15 protein-coding genes and 1 riboswitch are annotated in these 16,699 nt (G+C 40.1%); of the genes, 5 read left to right on the top strand and 10 right to left on the bottom strand.

Annotated elements, in window-relative coordinates; genetic code table 11:
• Nucleotides 1-1,036 precede the first annotated feature (1,036 nt).
• Nucleotides 1,037-1,522 carry a glutathione peroxidase gene (locus tag AB4128_RS20535; protein ID WP_055026044.1) on the bottom strand — a complete coding sequence of 162 codons (486 nt, stop codon included), beginning with the start codon at nt 1,520-1,522 and terminating at the stop codon, nt 1,037-1,039.
• Nucleotides 1,523-1,830: 308 nt separating this feature from the next.
• On the opposite strand from AB4128_RS20535, the gene AB4128_RS20530 reads away from it, so the two are divergent.
• Entirely contained in the window at nt 1,831-2,373 is a 543-nt protein-coding gene (locus tag AB4128_RS20530) for a YfaZ family outer membrane protein (RefSeq protein WP_372038792.1), read from the top strand.
• Nucleotides 2,374-2,446: 73 nt separating this feature from the next.
• Here AB4128_RS20530 and AB4128_RS20525 read toward each other — a convergent pair whose 3' ends face one another.
• The 8 genes from AB4128_RS20525 to AB4128_RS20490 all read right to left on the bottom strand — a co-directional run bounded on the left by AB4128_RS20525 (nt 2,447) and on the right by AB4128_RS20490 (nt 8,995).
• Nucleotides 2,447-2,608, bottom strand: coding sequence for a small highly charged protein (locus AB4128_RS20525; protein WP_119968964.1), 162 nt, complete (start codon nt 2,606-2,608; stop codon nt 2,447-2,449).
• A 293-nt stretch (nt 2,609-2,901) separates the two neighbouring features.
• The gene (locus AB4128_RS20520; RefSeq protein ID WP_055026046.1) at nt 2,902-3,312 is read right to left on the bottom strand and encodes a copper resistance protein NlpE; all 411 of its coding nucleotides are present in this window, start codon (nt 3,310-3,312) and stop codon (nt 2,902-2,904) included.
• 18 nt (nt 3,313-3,330) lie between these two features.
• Entirely contained in the window at nt 3,331-4,461 is a 1,131-nt protein-coding gene (locus AB4128_RS20515; RefSeq protein ID WP_055026047.1) for a patatin-like phospholipase family protein, read from the bottom strand.
• Nucleotides 4,462-4,637: 176 nt separating this feature from the next.
• Nucleotides 4,638-6,353, bottom strand: coding sequence for a proline--tRNA ligase (locus tag AB4128_RS20510; protein WP_372038791.1), 1,716 nt, complete (start codon nt 6,351-6,353; stop codon nt 4,638-4,640).
• 201 nt (nt 6,354-6,554) lie between these two features.
• Nucleotides 6,555-7,169 (bottom strand): DapH/DapD/GlmU-related protein, encoded by a 615-nt coding sequence (locus tag AB4128_RS20505; protein WP_119968962.1) that lies wholly within the window; start codon nt 7,167-7,169, stop codon nt 6,555-6,557.
• A gap of 126 nt (nt 7,170-7,295) precedes the next feature.
• Entirely contained in the window at nt 7,296-8,033 is a 738-nt protein-coding gene (tsaA, locus tag AB4128_RS20500) for a tRNA (N6-threonylcarbamoyladenosine(37)-N6)-methyltransferase TrmO (protein WP_055026050.1), read from the bottom strand.
• A 23-nt stretch (nt 8,034-8,056) separates the two neighbouring features.
• Nucleotides 8,057-8,452 carry an Rcs stress response system protein RcsF gene (gene rcsF, locus AB4128_RS20495; RefSeq protein WP_055026051.1) on the bottom strand — a complete coding sequence of 132 codons (396 nt, stop codon included), beginning with the start codon at nt 8,450-8,452 and terminating at the stop codon, nt 8,057-8,059.
• Between the two features lie 138 nt (nt 8,453-8,590).
• Entirely contained in the window at nt 8,591-8,995 is a 405-nt protein-coding gene (locus AB4128_RS20490) for an H-NS family nucleoid-associated regulatory protein (RefSeq protein ID WP_055026052.1), read from the bottom strand.
• A 450-nt stretch (nt 8,996-9,445) separates the two neighbouring features.
• Here AB4128_RS20490 and AB4128_RS20485 point away from each other — a divergent pair, with 450 nt between their 5' ends.
• The 3 genes from AB4128_RS20485 to AB4128_RS20475 all read left to right on the top strand — a co-directional run bounded on the left by AB4128_RS20485 (nt 9,446) and on the right by AB4128_RS20475 (nt 13,383).
• On the top strand, nt 9,446-10,195 hold the full coding sequence (locus AB4128_RS20485) for an electron transfer flavoprotein subunit beta/FixA family protein (RefSeq protein WP_055026053.1): 750 nt from the start codon (nt 9,446-9,448) through the stop codon (nt 10,193-10,195).
• Between the two features lie 2 nt (nt 10,196-10,197).
• Nucleotides 10,198-11,121, top strand: coding sequence for an electron transfer flavoprotein subunit alpha/FixB family protein (locus AB4128_RS20480; protein ID WP_065108496.1), 924 nt, complete (start codon nt 10,198-10,200; stop codon nt 11,119-11,121).
• A gap of 408 nt (nt 11,122-11,529) precedes the next feature.
• Nucleotides 11,530-11,750: riboswitch (Lysine riboswitch) on the top strand.
• 76 nt (nt 11,751-11,826) lie between these two features.
• Nucleotides 11,827-13,383: a Na+/H+ antiporter NhaC family protein gene (locus AB4128_RS20475; protein ID WP_372038790.1), complete on the top strand. Its 1,557-nt coding sequence runs from the start codon at nt 11,827-11,829 to the stop codon at nt 13,381-13,383.
• A gap of 137 nt (nt 13,384-13,520) precedes the next feature.
• Here the strand turns inward: AB4128_RS20475 and AB4128_RS20470 are convergent, their stop codons facing one another.
• Entirely contained in the window at nt 13,521-15,656 is a 2,136-nt protein-coding gene (locus AB4128_RS20470) for a M3 family metallopeptidase (protein WP_372038789.1), read from the bottom strand.
• Nucleotides 15,657-16,066: 410 nt separating this feature from the next.
• On the opposite strand from AB4128_RS20470, the gene AB4128_RS20465 reads away from it, so the two are divergent.
• Nucleotides 16,067-16,645, top strand: coding sequence for a thymidine kinase (locus AB4128_RS20465; RefSeq protein WP_055026057.1), 579 nt, complete (start codon nt 16,067-16,069; stop codon nt 16,643-16,645).
• Nucleotides 16,646-16,699 lie beyond the last annotated feature (54 nt).

Raw genomic sequence — 16,699 nt, 5'->3', positions numbered from 1 at the left:
AAAAAAATGGCAACCCAATGGGTTGCCAGAAGTATTTCTTGTGGGACATAAGTTAATCATACGCTAGCGGATTAACAGGTTCCCAAATAAGGGGGATGATGATGAACAATGAAACAGTCTTAAACTAATTCGGTTAGCGATCATTTAATGTTGCCGTGATGAAGGGCTAATCAAACTTGAGATAGTCGGTAAGTAAGAATCCACTTAACCATTATCAACTCGCTACAGTTACTCAGAGTGGTGGTTTAATAAAAGGTTCAATGATTTTATAAAAAAATGATCTTTTCATTCTATTTATATCCAAGATGCATTTTTATCCAAGATTCATTTTTATCTCATACCAACATAAGCGTGCGGGCTTTGTATGGAAGGGGCGATTTTTGTATTGATTAAAGCACAGATAAAAAAATGGCAACCCAATGGGTTGCCAGAAGTATTTCTTGTGGGACATAAGTTAATCAAGCGCTAGCAGATTAACAGGTTCCCGAATGGGGGGATGATGATGAACAATTCAAAAACCAGTAAAGCAGTCTTAAAAATAATTCGGTTAGCATTGGTTGATGAGACCATGTTGATAAATTTTCCTGTGAAGTAAACCGTGATGAAGGGTTTGCTTTACCATTAACGCTTACCAACTTGCTACATATACTCAGAGCGCTGCTATTCAAAAAGGTTCAAATAAATTTAAAATTTTTTATGAAAATATAAAAAAACTGATTTTTGATGACTTAGAGTCTTGCCATTACGTCGCTTTTTATGAGTTTTAGATAGTTGGAGAGGAGTACTATTATGATTGAGATGTCGATGTATCGGCTTACGCATTTAGAACCATAAAAAAAGGCAATCAAATGATTGCCTATCGATCCACTTTGAGATCAAGGGGACCGCGCTAGAAGTCCCAGGGAGATGATGAAAGTGAAATCACACTGTCTTAGTAAGTAAGACTCTCCCTTCTCTGAATAGTTCAAAAAAAATACAATTTATTTTGATATTTCTTTTGAAAAATTTTTTTTGATTAATTTCAGTGGGTTGATATTTATTTTAATAAGCCCTCAATTTCACTCATTAGGTTTTCCGGCTTTGTTGTTGGTGAATATCGATTGAGAACCTTGCCATCTTTGTTGATTAAAAACTTTGTAAAGTTCCATTTTATCGACTGACTACCTAATAATCCCTTAGCTTGTGACTTCAAGAAAGTATATAGCGGTGCTGAATCTGGGCCGTTTACATCAATTTTGCTAAATAGTGGGAAGGTGACCCCGAAATTAATTTCACAAAATTCACTGATAGCTGCTTCGTCGCCTTTTTCTTGTTTACCAAATTGATTACACGGAAAACCTAATACCACAAAACCTTGATCTTTATAGAGTTGGTATAAATGTTCCAGTGGTTTGTATTGATGAGTAAAGCCACATTCACTAGCGGTGTTAACGACTAACACAACTTTGTCTTTAAATTGTGCCATTGAAACGGTATTACCTTGAATATCAACTGCTGATTGATCGTAAAAAGACTGACTCATAGCTTACTCCTCATAGATTTGTTCTTACTATATCTGATCAACTCTAATAGCACAATTAAATTGTGCACAATTTAATTTTTTGTTGTGAGTTAGATATCAAAAACACTGCTATTTCGTTTATTTTTTAGCAATGTCGTCATCAATATTTATAAGTAGCAAGTATGAATCATTTGGTTAAATTGTTATTAACGCGTTTGAAGTTTGTATGCGAGTGATTGATTTGTCACCAGCGTGACTGATTTATAAAGACTTAATAATAATGGTCAGTATAATCTCGGCAAATTATGATTCTTGATTGAGGTATTAACATGAGCAAAACCATTAAAGCTGCAGCCATAGCGGCAGTATGTGCACTATCGTTGAATGCAAGTGCATCCGAATTAACGTTTGGTATAAGCGAACATGTGGTTTCTGCTGATTTAAAATCTTACCTTAATGAGCATACCAACCTTGAAGCGGGTTACATTTATTCTGATAAAAAAGGACATTTGGCTGAATTTGCGATGCACATGGTTCATCAAACTGGTCCACATACTATTGAAGTAGGCCCTAAATGGTCTTCAGTTTGGTTTGATGATAGTCCAAATGGCAGTGTGATATCAGTGGGTGGTCATTACAGCTTGGCGCTGAATAACAATTTATCATTACATGGTGATGCTTATTACGCACCTTCTGTATTATCTTTTTCTAACGTCGATGGCTACACCGAGCTAGGTGCAAAAGTGAAGTATAGCTTTAACCCGAATATGGCATTGTTTGTAGGTTACCGTAACTTAACATTCAAATATGACGACCGTTCAGATCGCTCATTTGATGATGGTTTCTATATTGGCGGTACGGCAAAATTCTAACACTTTCATCGTTGGTCGTTCATATATAAAAAAGCAAGTTGCTGAGCAACTTGCTTTTTTTTATGGCAGTCTGTCACTGATATTGGTTCGCCTCAAAATCTAATTCAGCGTAATCATCGGCATAACGTTTTTTGGTATCCTTTCTACGATGATTGACTTTTTTCGTTTTGGGCTTGGTTTCAACTTCTTCATCCCAAAGAAGATCGTCGATATCGAATTTATAGTTTTGAGACATAACTCTTTCCAAAGTGATGCTACTACAGCTGAGTTTTTAGGGCTGTCATAGCGTATATCATGACTGGTTACCCGTACTTTTTACCGAATTTTATTTTGAAGCGAAAGCAAAATATATGTGCTTTGTTGGTGAAAAATTCTTTCCGACCTATCTGGTATCATTCGCTTATGTTAGGCGGTAGCCGGGAAGCTAATTGCTAACAATGTATATCGACGACTGGACATATAAGGGGAAGGCTTTTTTATGAGCTGATTTTATGAACTGATTTTATGAACTGATTTTATGAACTGATTTTATGAACTGATTTTGTGAACAATGTACTGCTCTTCGTGTTCCCCACGTATTCGTTGACTTTCCACATTCAATAAGTACATTTTGCTTTCTACAACTTGGTAAATTTGCCCTCGATCTAAATAGATTATATTTCCTGTACTATCCCAATTGAACTCACCTGAACTGACAAATGGGTTAGGGTCTTGTCCTAAGTGCTCTGTTGAAATGGTGTATTGATTAGGGGCAATTAAGGTGAGTATGGTTTTCATTCCGTTGCAGCTTGGACAAGGAAAAACGCCTTGGTAAGTGCCTGCCCAGTCAACCGTATGTAAGCTGCCTTTGAGAGGATCGGGGTCAAATTGTAACTTAGTGTCATTGCAGGCTGCTAACATCAGCAAAGTTGCTAGAGCAATTATCCTTATTGCGTCCATAACATTCCTTTTATCCAGCTAGGTAGTCTTGATATTAAAAAAGTCCTTAAAGGTGTCTATCTGTGTCATTGCGTCTTGATAACCTAAATCAATTAAAGCACTTGTGTAGGCTTTTTCAAATAATAGGTAAGAAACCACACTTGAGTCTGACTGACTATCTATACCAATGAATTTGAGGAGTATCCTTATCGCGAGGGGAAGATCTTTATAATATCTTGCTGCAATTTCGCTTAGGTCTTCACTAGGCTTTATAACTAACGTATTAATCTTCCTTAGGTTTATCATTTCCACATCTGCGCCAGGAATTAAATCTAAGGTGGTATTAATTCTTTCAAGCCGCTCAAGATCACTGTTTAAGGTGTCAGAAAAAATGGTATCGAGTAAGTGACCTGCGATGGTGGCAGCTTTTGGGTGAGCATCAATTTCGTGTTGCGGTTTTTTATGTGGGCTATCGAGGTTAATAACCATGATTTTATCAGCCCCCAAATGAATTGAACTTGATAGCGGGGATAATTGATGCACTGAGCCATCGCCAAAGTAAGCTTGATTGAGCTTAATTGACGGAAAAACCAAAGGAATAGCTGATGTTGCCATCAAATGGTTGGTCGTCAGTGTGCAGCGGTTTCCTTGCCGCCTGGCCCTTTGCCAATCATCGACACTATTATGGGCTTGGTAGAAGCTGTATGAATGTGAGTCGTTATAACTAGAAGCGTCAATACTAATCGCTTTTAGTGCGCCACTGCCAATGTTTCGCTCAATGCGTTGGAAGTCTATTAGTTGGTTAAGTAACTGACGTAACGGAGAGTTATCGAGCAAGCTACCGGCATCAGTGTTCATTTTATCAGTCTGTAAGCCTTTTAATGCCATCTTGCAAAGGTGTTTGAATACATCCCAAAAAGAAGATCGATATACTTTTTTCGTTTCAAAATGACGCCATACCCAATCGAGCTTTTTAACGCCTAAATGAAAACATGATGCATGGGTTGCTAACGAAGTGGCATTAATTGCACCTGCTGAAGAACCACTGAGGATTGCAAATGGAATGTGGTGATTACGAGGGTACAGTTGTACTAAGGCTTTTAACACACCAATTTGGTATGCAGCCCTAGCGCCACCGCCACCTAATACCAGTGCAATAGTCTCTGACAACGTTTATCTCCTTATTGTGTTTAACATCATGATATCAGTATGGTTAATATTATCTGGTTAGACGAGTTAATGAAGGTTTTTTTACACCATCGTATAAATTTTTAGTAAAAAAAACGCACCCTAAGGTGCGTTTAATGTCTTTTACTGAGGCAGGTTTTAGCTAGCCTAGTGAAGGTTTAGCCTTTAATTGATGACTTAATGAAGTCAACGATTTGGTCAAAAGGAATTTCTTGCTTTTCACCAGTGCGGCGATTTTTATATTCAAATACACCCGCGTCGATATTACGGTCACCAATTACGACAACGTGAGGTAGACCAATTAGCTCCATGTCATTGAACATGACACCTGGGCGCTCTTTACGATCGTCCAGCAAGATTTCAATGCCTTCAGCACTCAAATCTTTGTATAACTGCTCTGCCATTTCTTTTACACGATGCGATTTGTGCATGTTCATCGGTAAAATACCCACAGTGAATGGGGCAAGGGTCGCTGGCAACATCATGCCTCGGTCGTCGTGGTTTTGCTCAATTGCTGCAGCAACAATACGACTGACACCGATACCATAACATCCCATCAGCATTTCTTTTGCTTTACCGTTTTCATCAAGTACGGTTGCACCCATGGCTTCTGAGTAATTGGTTCCAAGTTGGAAGATGTGACCCACCTCGATACCACGTGCAAACTCGTAAGTACCTTTACCGTCAGGCGTAGGCTCACCTTCAACAACATTGCGAAGATCCATCGCTTGCGCCATTGGTAAGTCACGTTCCCAGTTGATACCAAAATGATGTTTTCCATCTTGGTTGGCACCCGCTGCAAAATCGCTCATTACAGCAACATCTTTGTCAATGATAACTGGCATTGTTAAGCCTACAGGGCCTAAAGAGCCAGTGCTTGCGCCAATGGCACCTTTGATTTCTGCGTCAGTTGCAAACTCAAGTGGCGCAGAAACAAGTTCGTGCTTATCGGCTTTTAATTCATTTAGCTCATGATCGCCACGTACGATTAGCGCTACAAGCGGCGCTTCATCAGTTGCACCTTTAACAATCAATGTTTTCACTGTTTTAGTGATTTCAACGTCAAATTGTTCAACTAACTCGGCAATCGTTTTAGCATTTGGCGTATCAACTAAAGTCATTTCTTGAGTTGGTGCTGCTAACGTTGTTGTAGGCTCAGCTGTTTCTGCTTTCTCGATATTGGCTGCGTAATCACTGCCGTTTGAGTAAGCAATTAAATCTTCGCCGCTATTTGCAAGTACATGGAATTCATGTGAAGCACTGCCGCCAATTGAGCCTGTATCTGCGATAACAGGACGGAAAGCTAACCCCATACGCTCAAAAATTTTACTGTATGCATTATGCATTTGTGCGTAGGTGTTATCTAAACACTCTTGGCTTAAATGGAATGTGTAAGCATCTTTCATCAAGAACTCACGAGCACGCATCACACCAAAACGAGGACGAACCTCATCACGGAATTTTGTTTGAACTTGATATAAGTTCAATGGTAATTGCTTATAAGAGCTAACTTCTTTACGTACAAGGTCGGTAATGACTTCTTCATGAGTTGGACCTAATACGAAGTCGCGATTGTGGCGATCTTGAAAGCGGAGCAATTCTGGACCGAATTTTTCCCAGCGACCAGTTTCAGCCCATAAATCGGCAGGCTGAACTAGGGGCATTAAGATTTCAACAGCACCAGCATTATTCATTTCTTCACGAACAATCGCCTCAACTTTACGCAATACGCGTAATCCGCTGGGCAGCCATGAATAAAGGCCTGATGCATTACGGCGGATAAAACCTGCACGTAACATTAATTGATGACTGATCACTTCTGCATTTGCAGGAGTTTCTTTTTGTGTTGAAAGCAGGTAATTGCTAACTCGCATTCCCAATGTCCACTTAGTAGCTATTAATGGGCGACATTTTAGCACTTGCAACGATGTTGTCACCAGATAATTAACAACATCTTGGCTTTAATATATGGAACAAGGGCATTGAAATAATTAAACCAATAAGACGCTGGTTTAACATCGCCATGTTAGCAAGGAAAATTGAACGACAAGGCGTTATTGTGCAGCACTTTTTAACTACTTATCGCGCCTATCGCCGATTATTTTAGCAGGGTTTCCTGCAACAATAGCGAACTCCGGGACATCTTTGGTGACAATGCTGCCCATACCTACAATGGCTTGATTACCAATAGTGACACCATCAACAATACCAGCTTGTGCTCCAATCCAAACATCATCACCAATAGTGATCCCTTTGGCTGTAACAGCTTGTTGGTAAATAGGGTTATCGACGGACATCCCGTGATTAAATGCGTAAATAGTCACGTTATTTGCTATGCGGGTCTTATTGCCGATCGTGATCCCTACTTTTCCGCCATCAAATGAACAGCCGTGGTTAATCGCGACCTCATCACCCAGTGTAATAGGGCCGTGGAGGAACACATCAGCTGCAATCATACATTGGTTACCTATATGAATGTCACGTCCACGTTCTGCAAAAAGGTTGGCTTCAGGAGCGATAAAACTGTGCTCACCAATATGAATAGTTTCAACTTGGGTTAAATGTTGTTGGATCTCGTCTTGCCAAGGCTTTGCCCAGACTAAGTGTTTTTCTTTTAACGAAAAATAAAGCCAAGGCATCCAAGATAGGCGTTTTTTATGCTGAGTTTGATAATCAGGTTTATTATTCATTATTAAGCCTAAGATTAAGTTAACGAAATTATTATTATGACCGTTAGATTTAAAACATTGTTAGATAAATCAATTCGCCTAAAAATGGGTGAAAATGACATAGTTAATCGAAAAGCTAAGTTTATTTTAACATACGCTAGTCGGTTTAATTTCAATCACCTCAATCGTTTTATCATTGACTCGCCAAAATACATCTATATCAAATAAAGCAACTTGATAAATTTTAAGATCAACTTTCGCTTTTTTATATGCAGGCCTCGGGTCTTGCGCTAAAACATCCGTAATTACTTGTTGTAAATGCGATATATCAAGCGCTTTAGAGTGAGCCAAAACTTGTGTTTCAGCTAATGATGAATATTGAACCTCTATTAATTCTGGTGCTGATTGAGCAATGCCTCCAGTTGCATTATCAATGGCGTCAGAAAATGGAATATAGGGTTTTATGTCAATGATTGGTGTGCCATCTAATAAATCCATTCCAGATATTTCTAGGCAGACTTTACCGTTGCGTCTAACAACTGAATGTAATTTAACTACAGATTGGCCAATGCCATTTGGTCTAAAAGTAGAGCGGGTAGCAAATACGCCTAGCTTTTCATTTCCGCCTAGTCGAGGAGGTCTAACGGTGTTTTTCCAGCCTTGTGCTAAGTTTTCATGAAAACAAAAAAGTAGCCAAAGGTGTGAATATTGTTCAATTCCCCTGACGGCATCGAGTTGGTTAAATTTGGGGGTTAACTCAACCCAGCCTTTGACATTAACTAGGCCAGGTTGCCTAGGAATACCAAACTTTTGTTTATATGGCGTGCGACAAATTGCAACCGCTTCAATATCAGATTGAAACGGCTGGTCAGAATGAGTAGTCATGAATTAAATATATAGTAAAAAGGTTATTGCACATTGTGCATTTTAATTGCTTGGCCGACGCAGAATGCTTGGGTAAAGCAAGTTTCTGTTGGTTGTTCTGTTAATAGACACTTCTTAACGATAAGTCCATTAGCACCCAGTTCATTGGCCTTTTTACGGGCTTGTGTGCGGGCATCGGCGACATTAGCGGGTACGCCAGTTTCCGTTTCTTGGCAAGACTCGCCTTCAACTAGGGCAACAATATCAAATGCGCCAGTTGGACGTTCACCGTCTTTAAATAGTTCAACGCTTGTTGGCTTGAAATACTCATCTATGGCTTTACTGTCTAAATTACTATTAAAAGTATAATCACTTGCGCAGCCTGATAATAAAAAGCTTGATACTAGTGCGAAAGACATCATTGGACGAGAAACATTCATAATACAGGCCTAATTGAGTGGTGTGCTGCGAAGGGGTTAGTTTACATGGCTTATGGCGTCGAGGAAATACTGTTTACTCATCCTAGATAACAAAAAAGCTTACCGAAGTAAGCTTTTTATCATATCGTAGATTAAGACTTATTCCATACCTGGAATTAAGAAGTCTTCCATTGTTTTACCATTATCTACTTGGTTTTTAAATACAGTTGGCATGCGGCCTTGACCAGTCCATTGAATTAATTCGCCATCAACTTCAATTTGATATTTAGCAGGGCGTGGGGCACGCTTTTTAGGTGCAGGCTTTGCTGTTACTTCACCTAAATCTTCAATTGATAAACCGCTATTTTCAATTTGAGCTAATATTTCAGCAATGCGGGCATTACGCTCAGCATTGGCTTCTAATTCAGCTTTTTCGTCTTCTTCTCTTTCTGTAATGATTTTTTCAAGCTTAGTAGAAAGTTCACGTAATTCATCTAGTGATAACTCTTTTACAGCAGCTTTAAAACGACGACCATGTGTCAAAATTTCTAAAAAGTCACTCATATCAATGTGCATCCTAATGATTTTAATTAATAAGTATCTCAAGTAATTCTGTGATGATTAAATAATACCTATCAATACTCTAAATTGGTTAATTGTTATCAAACTAGAGTGTAAATTGATGCGACTATTTAAATTGTTAAAACAAAAAAAGATAGTAAAAAAAGCACGGTTACTTGAATTGCTCTTAATAATAGAAAGTAAATTTGATTGGATCAAATAAAAAAACCTTTAAATAGGCAAATTTTAATTAAAAAGCGTTAATTAAGTCTAAAAGTAATATTTTATTTGCATATATAAGTTATTTATCAGCAGTCTCTTAACTAAAAATTATATAAACAAGTGTTTGACTTTGGTTGACGTTAACGTTAACAGGACGTAAAGTTATGCCATATTGCATTGGCTGAAGCCAATGTGCCATCCACATACATTGAAGGTGTAGAAGGAAATCCCATGAAAGTATTGGTGCCTGTAAAGCGCGTAGTCGATGCCAATGTGAAAGTCAGAGTAAAAGCTGATAACACAGATGTTGATACTGCTAATTTGAAAATGGCCTTGAACCCATTTTGTGAAATCGCGGTAGAAGAAGCCGTTAGACTAAAAGAAGCGGGAAGTGTCACAGAAGTTGTAGTGGTGAGTATTGGTGCCAAATCAGTACAAGAGCAGTTACGTACTTCAATGGCTTTGGGTGCTGACCGTGCCATTCATGTGACGACTGATGAAGATTTAGTGCCGTTATCAATTGCTAAAATTTTAAAAGCGGTTCAAGAAAAAGAACAAGCTGATGTGATTATTTTTGGTAAGCAATCAATTGATGGCGACAATAACCAGACAGGCCAAATGCTTGCTGCTTTAACTGATATGCCACAAGCAACATTTGCTTCTGAATTAACATTAACTGCTGACAGTGCTGAAGTGACTCGTGAAGTTGATGGTGGGTTACAAACATTAAAAATGCCGTTACCAGCGGTGGTGACTGCGGACTTACGCTTAAATGAGCCTCGCTATGCTTCATTACCTAATATTATGAAAGCAAAGCGTAAACCACTTGAAACCTTATCTATTGATGACTTGGGTGTAAGCCTTAAAGCACATCAAAATGTGATTAAAGTGACGCCACCTGCAGAACGTCAAGCAGGTGTCATGGTGAGTTCGGTGGCTGAACTTGTTGAAAAGTTAAAAAATGAAGCGAAGGTGATCTAATTATGGCTATTTTAGTATTAGCAGAACACGATAACGCAAGTTTAAAATTAGACACGGCCAAAGTCGTTAGTGCAGCAACTGCAATTGGCGGCGATGTCCATGTGCTTGTTGCTGGTAGTCATGTTGGTGCTGTGGTTGCTTCTGCACAAGCACTATCGGGTGTGAGTAAAGTCCTTGTCGCTGACAATGCTGCTTATGAAGCGCAAATGGCTGAAAACCTCTCTAAGTTAATTGTTAATGTCGCCAGTGATTACGATTACGTGCTAGCAGCTGCAAGCAGTGTAGGTAAAGATACTCTTCCTTGTGTGGCAGCATTATTAGATGTTGCGCAAATTTCTGAAGTCGTAGATGTGGTGAGTGCTGACACATTTGTACGTCCTATTTATGCAGGTTCTGCATTGGCGACGGTACAAAGCTTAGATGACAAAAAAGTGATGACGGTTCGTACCAGTGCATTTGATGCTGCAGGCAACGATGGCAATGCTGAAGCGGTTAACGTTGATTTTGTTGCAGAAGCTAAGACAGTTTTTGTTTCGCAAACTCTCACAGAATCTGAGCGCCCTGAATTAGGCAGCGCTGGAGTGATTGTTTCTGGTGGTCGTGGCATGGGTAGCGGTGAGAACTTTGCTATTCTAGAAGCATTAGCTGACAAGCTAACCGCTGCCGTTGGCGCTTCACGTGCCGCTGTTGATGCTGGCTATGTTCCTAACGATTTACAAGTCGGTCAAACAGGTAAAATTGTTGCTCCTGATCTGTATATCGCTGTCGGTATATCTGGCGCTATTCAACATTTAGCGGGTATGAAAGACTCTAAAGTGATTGTGGCTATCAATAAAGATCCTGAAGCGCCAATTTTCCAAGTGGCTGATTATGGACTTGAAGCAGACTTATTTGATGCGATTCCAGAGTTAACTCAATCTTTGTAATTATAAACTGATTGTAGAAAAAGGTTTTTGTCTTTTAGGCAAAAACCTTTTTTTTGGGTCGCAGTTTATGGCGTGATTATTCGATAGTTTGTTTTAGTGTCAGTGCGCATTAAATGACATTGTTTTTCAGCTTTATCATTGCTAAACCTATTGAACGATATAAATACACCTGAATTAATTCAATAATCAGATTTTTTAAGCATATTAATCTCACTGTCGTTAATTGATGGATAATTCTTCGCTTGCTAACAATTCGTTACGGTGTCGATATCGTGTTGTGTTGTTTTTTGATTGTGATGTTATTTCTCACAAGATAAGCTAGTTTTATCTGGTAATTAACCTCGTGCTTATGTTTGTATGGTCTTGTGTCGCGGCAGTGAGCTTTTATAAAGCATTTAAACTGTCGTATACATAAGTAGAGGCGCATCAAATATCAGTATGGTTAAGTTGGTTGATACCAATAACTTAATTTGAAAGGATTTGGTGCCGAAGTGAATCGGTACGATCAATACCATTTGCTGGGGCAGTTTCCGAAAGGGGCTGCACTGTCATAGTAATTTTTATCCGTGAGGATAAAACAATGGATATCGATGTTGATATCGATATTACTGTGGAGTGCTACTGAAAAGATTCTTGTCTTCGCTTTATGCGATGTCTTGCCTTATCAGTTATCCTCCATTCGTACTCAACGAAGAAAATATATAAATGATGATAACAAGTTATGCCGATTCGGCACTCTCTCTTTTGCCTCCTGTTGTGGCAATTGTATTAGCAGTAGTTACACGCAAAGTACTTCTTTCATTAGGTTTAGGTATTATTGCTGGCGTGATATTGCTGACTGATTTCTCTTTTACTGGAGCTGCAAGCCACTTAGTGAGTACTGTCACCAGTTTAGTGTGGGATGACGGCGCACTCAATGCCTGGAATTTACAAATTATTGGCTTCTTGGTAGTGCTGGGGATGATCACCGCTTTAATTACCGTGAGTGGTTCAGCACGTGCGTTTGCTGATTGGGCACACCAACGTATTCGCAATAAACGTGACGCCAAACTCATGACCATGTTCTTAGGTTGTGTGGTATTTATCGACGATTACTTCAACAGTATCGTGGTTGGCTCAATCGCACGTCCTATTACTGATCGCTACCATATTTCACGTGCAAAACTGGCCTACTTGTTAGATTCAACTGCTGCGCCAGTTTGTGTTATCTCGCCAGTCTCAAGCTGGGGGGCATACATTATTGCCCTGATTGGCGGTATCTTAACGGCACATGGGTTTGCTGATACAGGCCATTTAAGCGTGTTTTTACAAATGGTGCCGATGAACTTTTATGCCCTTTTTGCGCTATTACTTTTATTGTGTGTTGCTATCTTTGGTTTAGACATTGGCCCAATGCGCCAACATGAGCGTAATGCGCAAAAAGGCGAACTCTTTGACGAAAGCAAAGGGTTACCTCCAGGCGCGACCGCTGATTTACCAGAAGCTGATACAGGTAAAATCATGGGGTTATTCCTGCCGATTTTTGTGCTTGTGGCGGCAACTATTTACTTTATGGTTTCAACCGGTGCTGATGCACTGGCGGGTGAAGGTTTACCATTTAGTGTTTTAGGTGCATTTGAAAACACTGAAGTCAGCGAATCATTATTTTACGGCTCATTAGTGGGTCTAGTGGTGACGATTGCATTAACCATGCAGCAAAAAATTAGCACCAGCATGATGTTTACTGGAATCAAAGTTGGCGCTAAGTCAATGTTGCCAGCTATTTATATCTTGTTATTTGCTTGGACAATTGCGTCAGTGATTGGCGAGCTTGAAACGGGTAAATACATGGCGAGCTTGGCAACGGGTAATATTCCATTTGCATTACTGCCTGCAGTGCTATTTTTATTAGCTGGTTTAACCGCATTTTCAACCGGCACTAGCTGGGGTACATTTGGTATTATGTTACCAATCGCTGCCGATATGGCGATGGGCAGTGATAGCACTATGATGTTACCAATGCTTGCCGCTGTGCTTTCTGGTGCGGTATTTGGAGACCATTGTTCACCGATTTCTGATACCACTATCTTGTCTTCGACAGGAGCGAGCTGTCACCATCTTGACCACGTTATGACACAATTGCCTTACGCGATAATCGTAGCGGTTATCAGTATTGTGGGTTATACCGTGCTTGGTTTCTCTGGTTCTGTTGCGATGGGCTTTATTACGTGTTCTGTATTGTTCGTATTAGCAATCTTAGGACTAAAAATAGCCACTAAGTAGTCCTAAGCACTTGGATTTAGTTTGTGACTTAATATGAGCTCGACTTGTTAAAGTCAGATCCCAGTTTAGGCTAAAATCTAACAATAAAAATGCCACTCAATTGAGTGGCATTTTTTTGCTCGTTAACCAGAGCTAAGTTACTTTAAGCCACGGCGCTCAAGCAAGCCGTCAGTGGTAGGGGCTTGGCCTCTAAAGTTTTGATAGGCTTCCATTGGCGGCACGCTATTGCCGACTTCACGGATAGTTTTTCTAAACTTCATACCGATTTCTCGATTCAGCCCACCTTGAGTTTGCACATAAGCAAAGGCATCAGCAGCAAGAATTTCACTCCACATGTATGCATAGTAGCTAGCTGAATATCCCCCAGGGAAGGCATGAGCAAAGTAAGTTGAGCGGTAACGAGGTGGTACTGCTGGTAAGTCGACACCATGTTTTTTAAGCGCAGCAGCTTCAAAGCTTTCAACATTTTGCAGCGGCGCGTCAGCATCCAGTGCATGCCACTCTAGATCAAGCAGCGCAGCTGACATGTATTCTAAGGTGTCGAAGCCTTGGTTAAAGCTTCGAGAAGCTAATAGCTTTTGCAGTAAATCGTCTGGAATAGGTTTGCCTGTATCGTAGTGTTTAGCGTAGTTTGCAAGTACTTTAGGGTGCGCAGCCCAGTCCTCTTCAAAAGTTGAAGGGAATTCAACGAAATCACGAGATACAGCAGTACCTGCTAAAGATGGGTATTTCACTTTAGAGAACATACCGTGAGTACCGTGGCCCATTTCATGGAACATGGTTGTCGCTTCATCGTAGCTCACAAAGGTTGGCTGGCCTTCTGGCGCCTTTTTAATGTTCATGACATTTACGACGACAGGTTTTTGATTTAATAACTCAGATTGACCGACAAACGAGCTCATCCACGCACCACCACGTTTACCTTCACGAGCAAAGTAGTCTGCATAGAATATAGCCATGCTACTGCCATCTTCATCAAACATCTCGTAAGCTTTTACGTCTGGGTGATAAACCGGTAAGTCTGGACGTGGCTTTAACGTAACACCGTACAATGCTTCTAGGGTAAAGAATACGCCATCTTCTAAAACACGATTGAACTCAAAGTAAGGTTTAATAGACGCTGAGTCGAGGTCATATTTTTCCTTACGGACTAACTCTGCGTAATATGCCCAGTCCCATGGTGCTAGGGTAAAGTTACCGCCAGTTTTATCTATCATGGCTTGTATATCAGCGGCTTCTTTTTGAGTGTTTTCCACCACAGACGGCACCATTGAGCCAAACATGTCGTAAACCGCTTCTGGCGTTTTAGCCATCTGCGGGGCTAAACGGTAATCAGACCAAGTGTCAAAGCCAAGTAGTTTGGCTTTTTTAGCACGAAGCTGCGCTAATCGAGCGACTAATGAAGCGGTTTCGTTGTCACCAGTTAAGCCACGATTTGCTGACGCTTCCCATACTTGCTGACGCAGCTCACGGTTATCTAATTGAGCTAAAACCGGTTGGCGTGTGGTATTGGTGATATTGAGTAGATATTGGCCTTTAAGTCCTGCCGCTTCAGCATCTGCTTTTGCTGCTGCAATAGCGGATTGTGATAAACCTGCCAGTTGGGCTTCATAGTCTACTTTTACTGCAATTTCCTTGCTGAGTCTTAACAGTCGTTGTGCAAACTCATTGGTGAGTGTTGATTGCTCTTCATTTAATTCACGAATCTTTTGTTTTTCCGCTTCAGTTAGCTTGGCGCCAGCGAGCACAAATCGCTGATGATAAACCTCTACTAAACGAACTTCTTCTGCAGTTAACGAGCTGTTATTGCGAGTATCATAAATTGCTTGAATACGGCTGAATAACTGCGGATTTAAATTAATATTGTCTGAATGTGCCGCCATCTTCGGCGCCATAATGCCTTGTACTTTACGTAATTCAGGGTTGCTGTTTGAGCCGGTTAAGTTATAGAAAATACTCGAAGTGCGAGTGAGTAATGCACCGCTCTTTTCCATAGCGACAATGGTATTTTCAAATGTCGGTGAGGCAGGGTTAGCAGCAATTTTGAGAATTTCTTGATGGTGCTGTTCAATTCCCAGCTCAAGCGCTGGCTGAAAATGCTCATTGTTAAGCTGACTAAAGTCAGGTGCTTGGTACTGGAGTACGCTTGCTTGCATCAATGGATTTTGAGATTGCACTTGAGCGCCCTGAGTGGTGTTTTCTGTTTGAGTATGACTACAACCACTTAATGCGAATGTTGCAGCAATCGCGACAGCGACAATTGTTTTATGCATTGTGTTTCTACTTCCTTAATTATAATTGTTTATGCAATTTATCAATTGTTTCTTAATCGTATATGAAGATTTTGTCGTTTCGTGATGCCTGTATATGTTGTGCTGGTAGTGAGCTTGAAAACTGTGATCTAATTTATTGCAAAATGTAAATTATGTTAATAGATGCTTGTTTGGAATACATTCTTTTCATCAGTCATGCTTTGGCTTTTTGCGATATTCTCTTGAGAAACGGATAAGGAGGAGGGCGAGTTAACCAGCAAAAGGGAAAGCAAATTAACTGTGATGATAAAGGGGATTCATCATCAAGGAATAGTGCTAGCAAGTTCACGCTATTTAATCCTCACATGCCTTATCTCTAAATCGATTCAATGGTAGACTAACCTCGATTATAACAATAAGGATCTTCTGTTTTGGCACAACTCTATTTCTATTATTCGGCAATGAATGCCGGCAAATCAACTTCGCTTCTCCAATCATCTTATAACTACCGTGAACGTGGCATGAATACGCTTGTTATGACAGCGTCAATTGATGACAGATACGGTGTTGGAAAAGTGGCGTCTAGAATAGGGATTGAAACAGATGCTCAAGTATTTGGAGCAAACGATAATTTATCGACCATGATTGAAGCTGAGCTTGAATCTCAGCAATTACACTGCATTTTAATTGATGAGTCCCAGTTTTTAAGTAAAGAACAAGTGAAGCAATTAACTCATGTGGTGGATAATCTTGATATCCCAGTATTGTGTTACGGCCTGAAAACGGATTTCCAAGGGGAGTTGTTCAGCGGTAGTCAATATCTACTCGCCTGGGCAGATAAATTGGTTGAGTTAAAAACCATTTGTCACTGTGGTCGCAAAGCCAATATGGTCGTTCGCCTTGATGGTAATGGAAAACCTATGCGTGAAGGTGAGCAGGTTGCTATTGGTGGTAATGAAAGCTACGAGTCAGTGTGTCGTAAGCATTTTAGAGAATTTATCTGGGATTAGTCATTAAAGGTTATTTCCAGAAATACAAAAACAGCGCCTAAAGGCGCTGTTTTT

Source organism: Shewanella sp. 10N.286.52.A9 (genome assembly GCF_041468985.1).
Lineage (GTDB): Bacteria > Pseudomonadota > Gammaproteobacteria > Enterobacterales > Shewanellaceae > Shewanella > Shewanella japonica.
The sequence above is the reverse complement of the archived record's forward strand: the minus strand, read 5'-3'. Positions and strand labels throughout refer to the sequence as shown.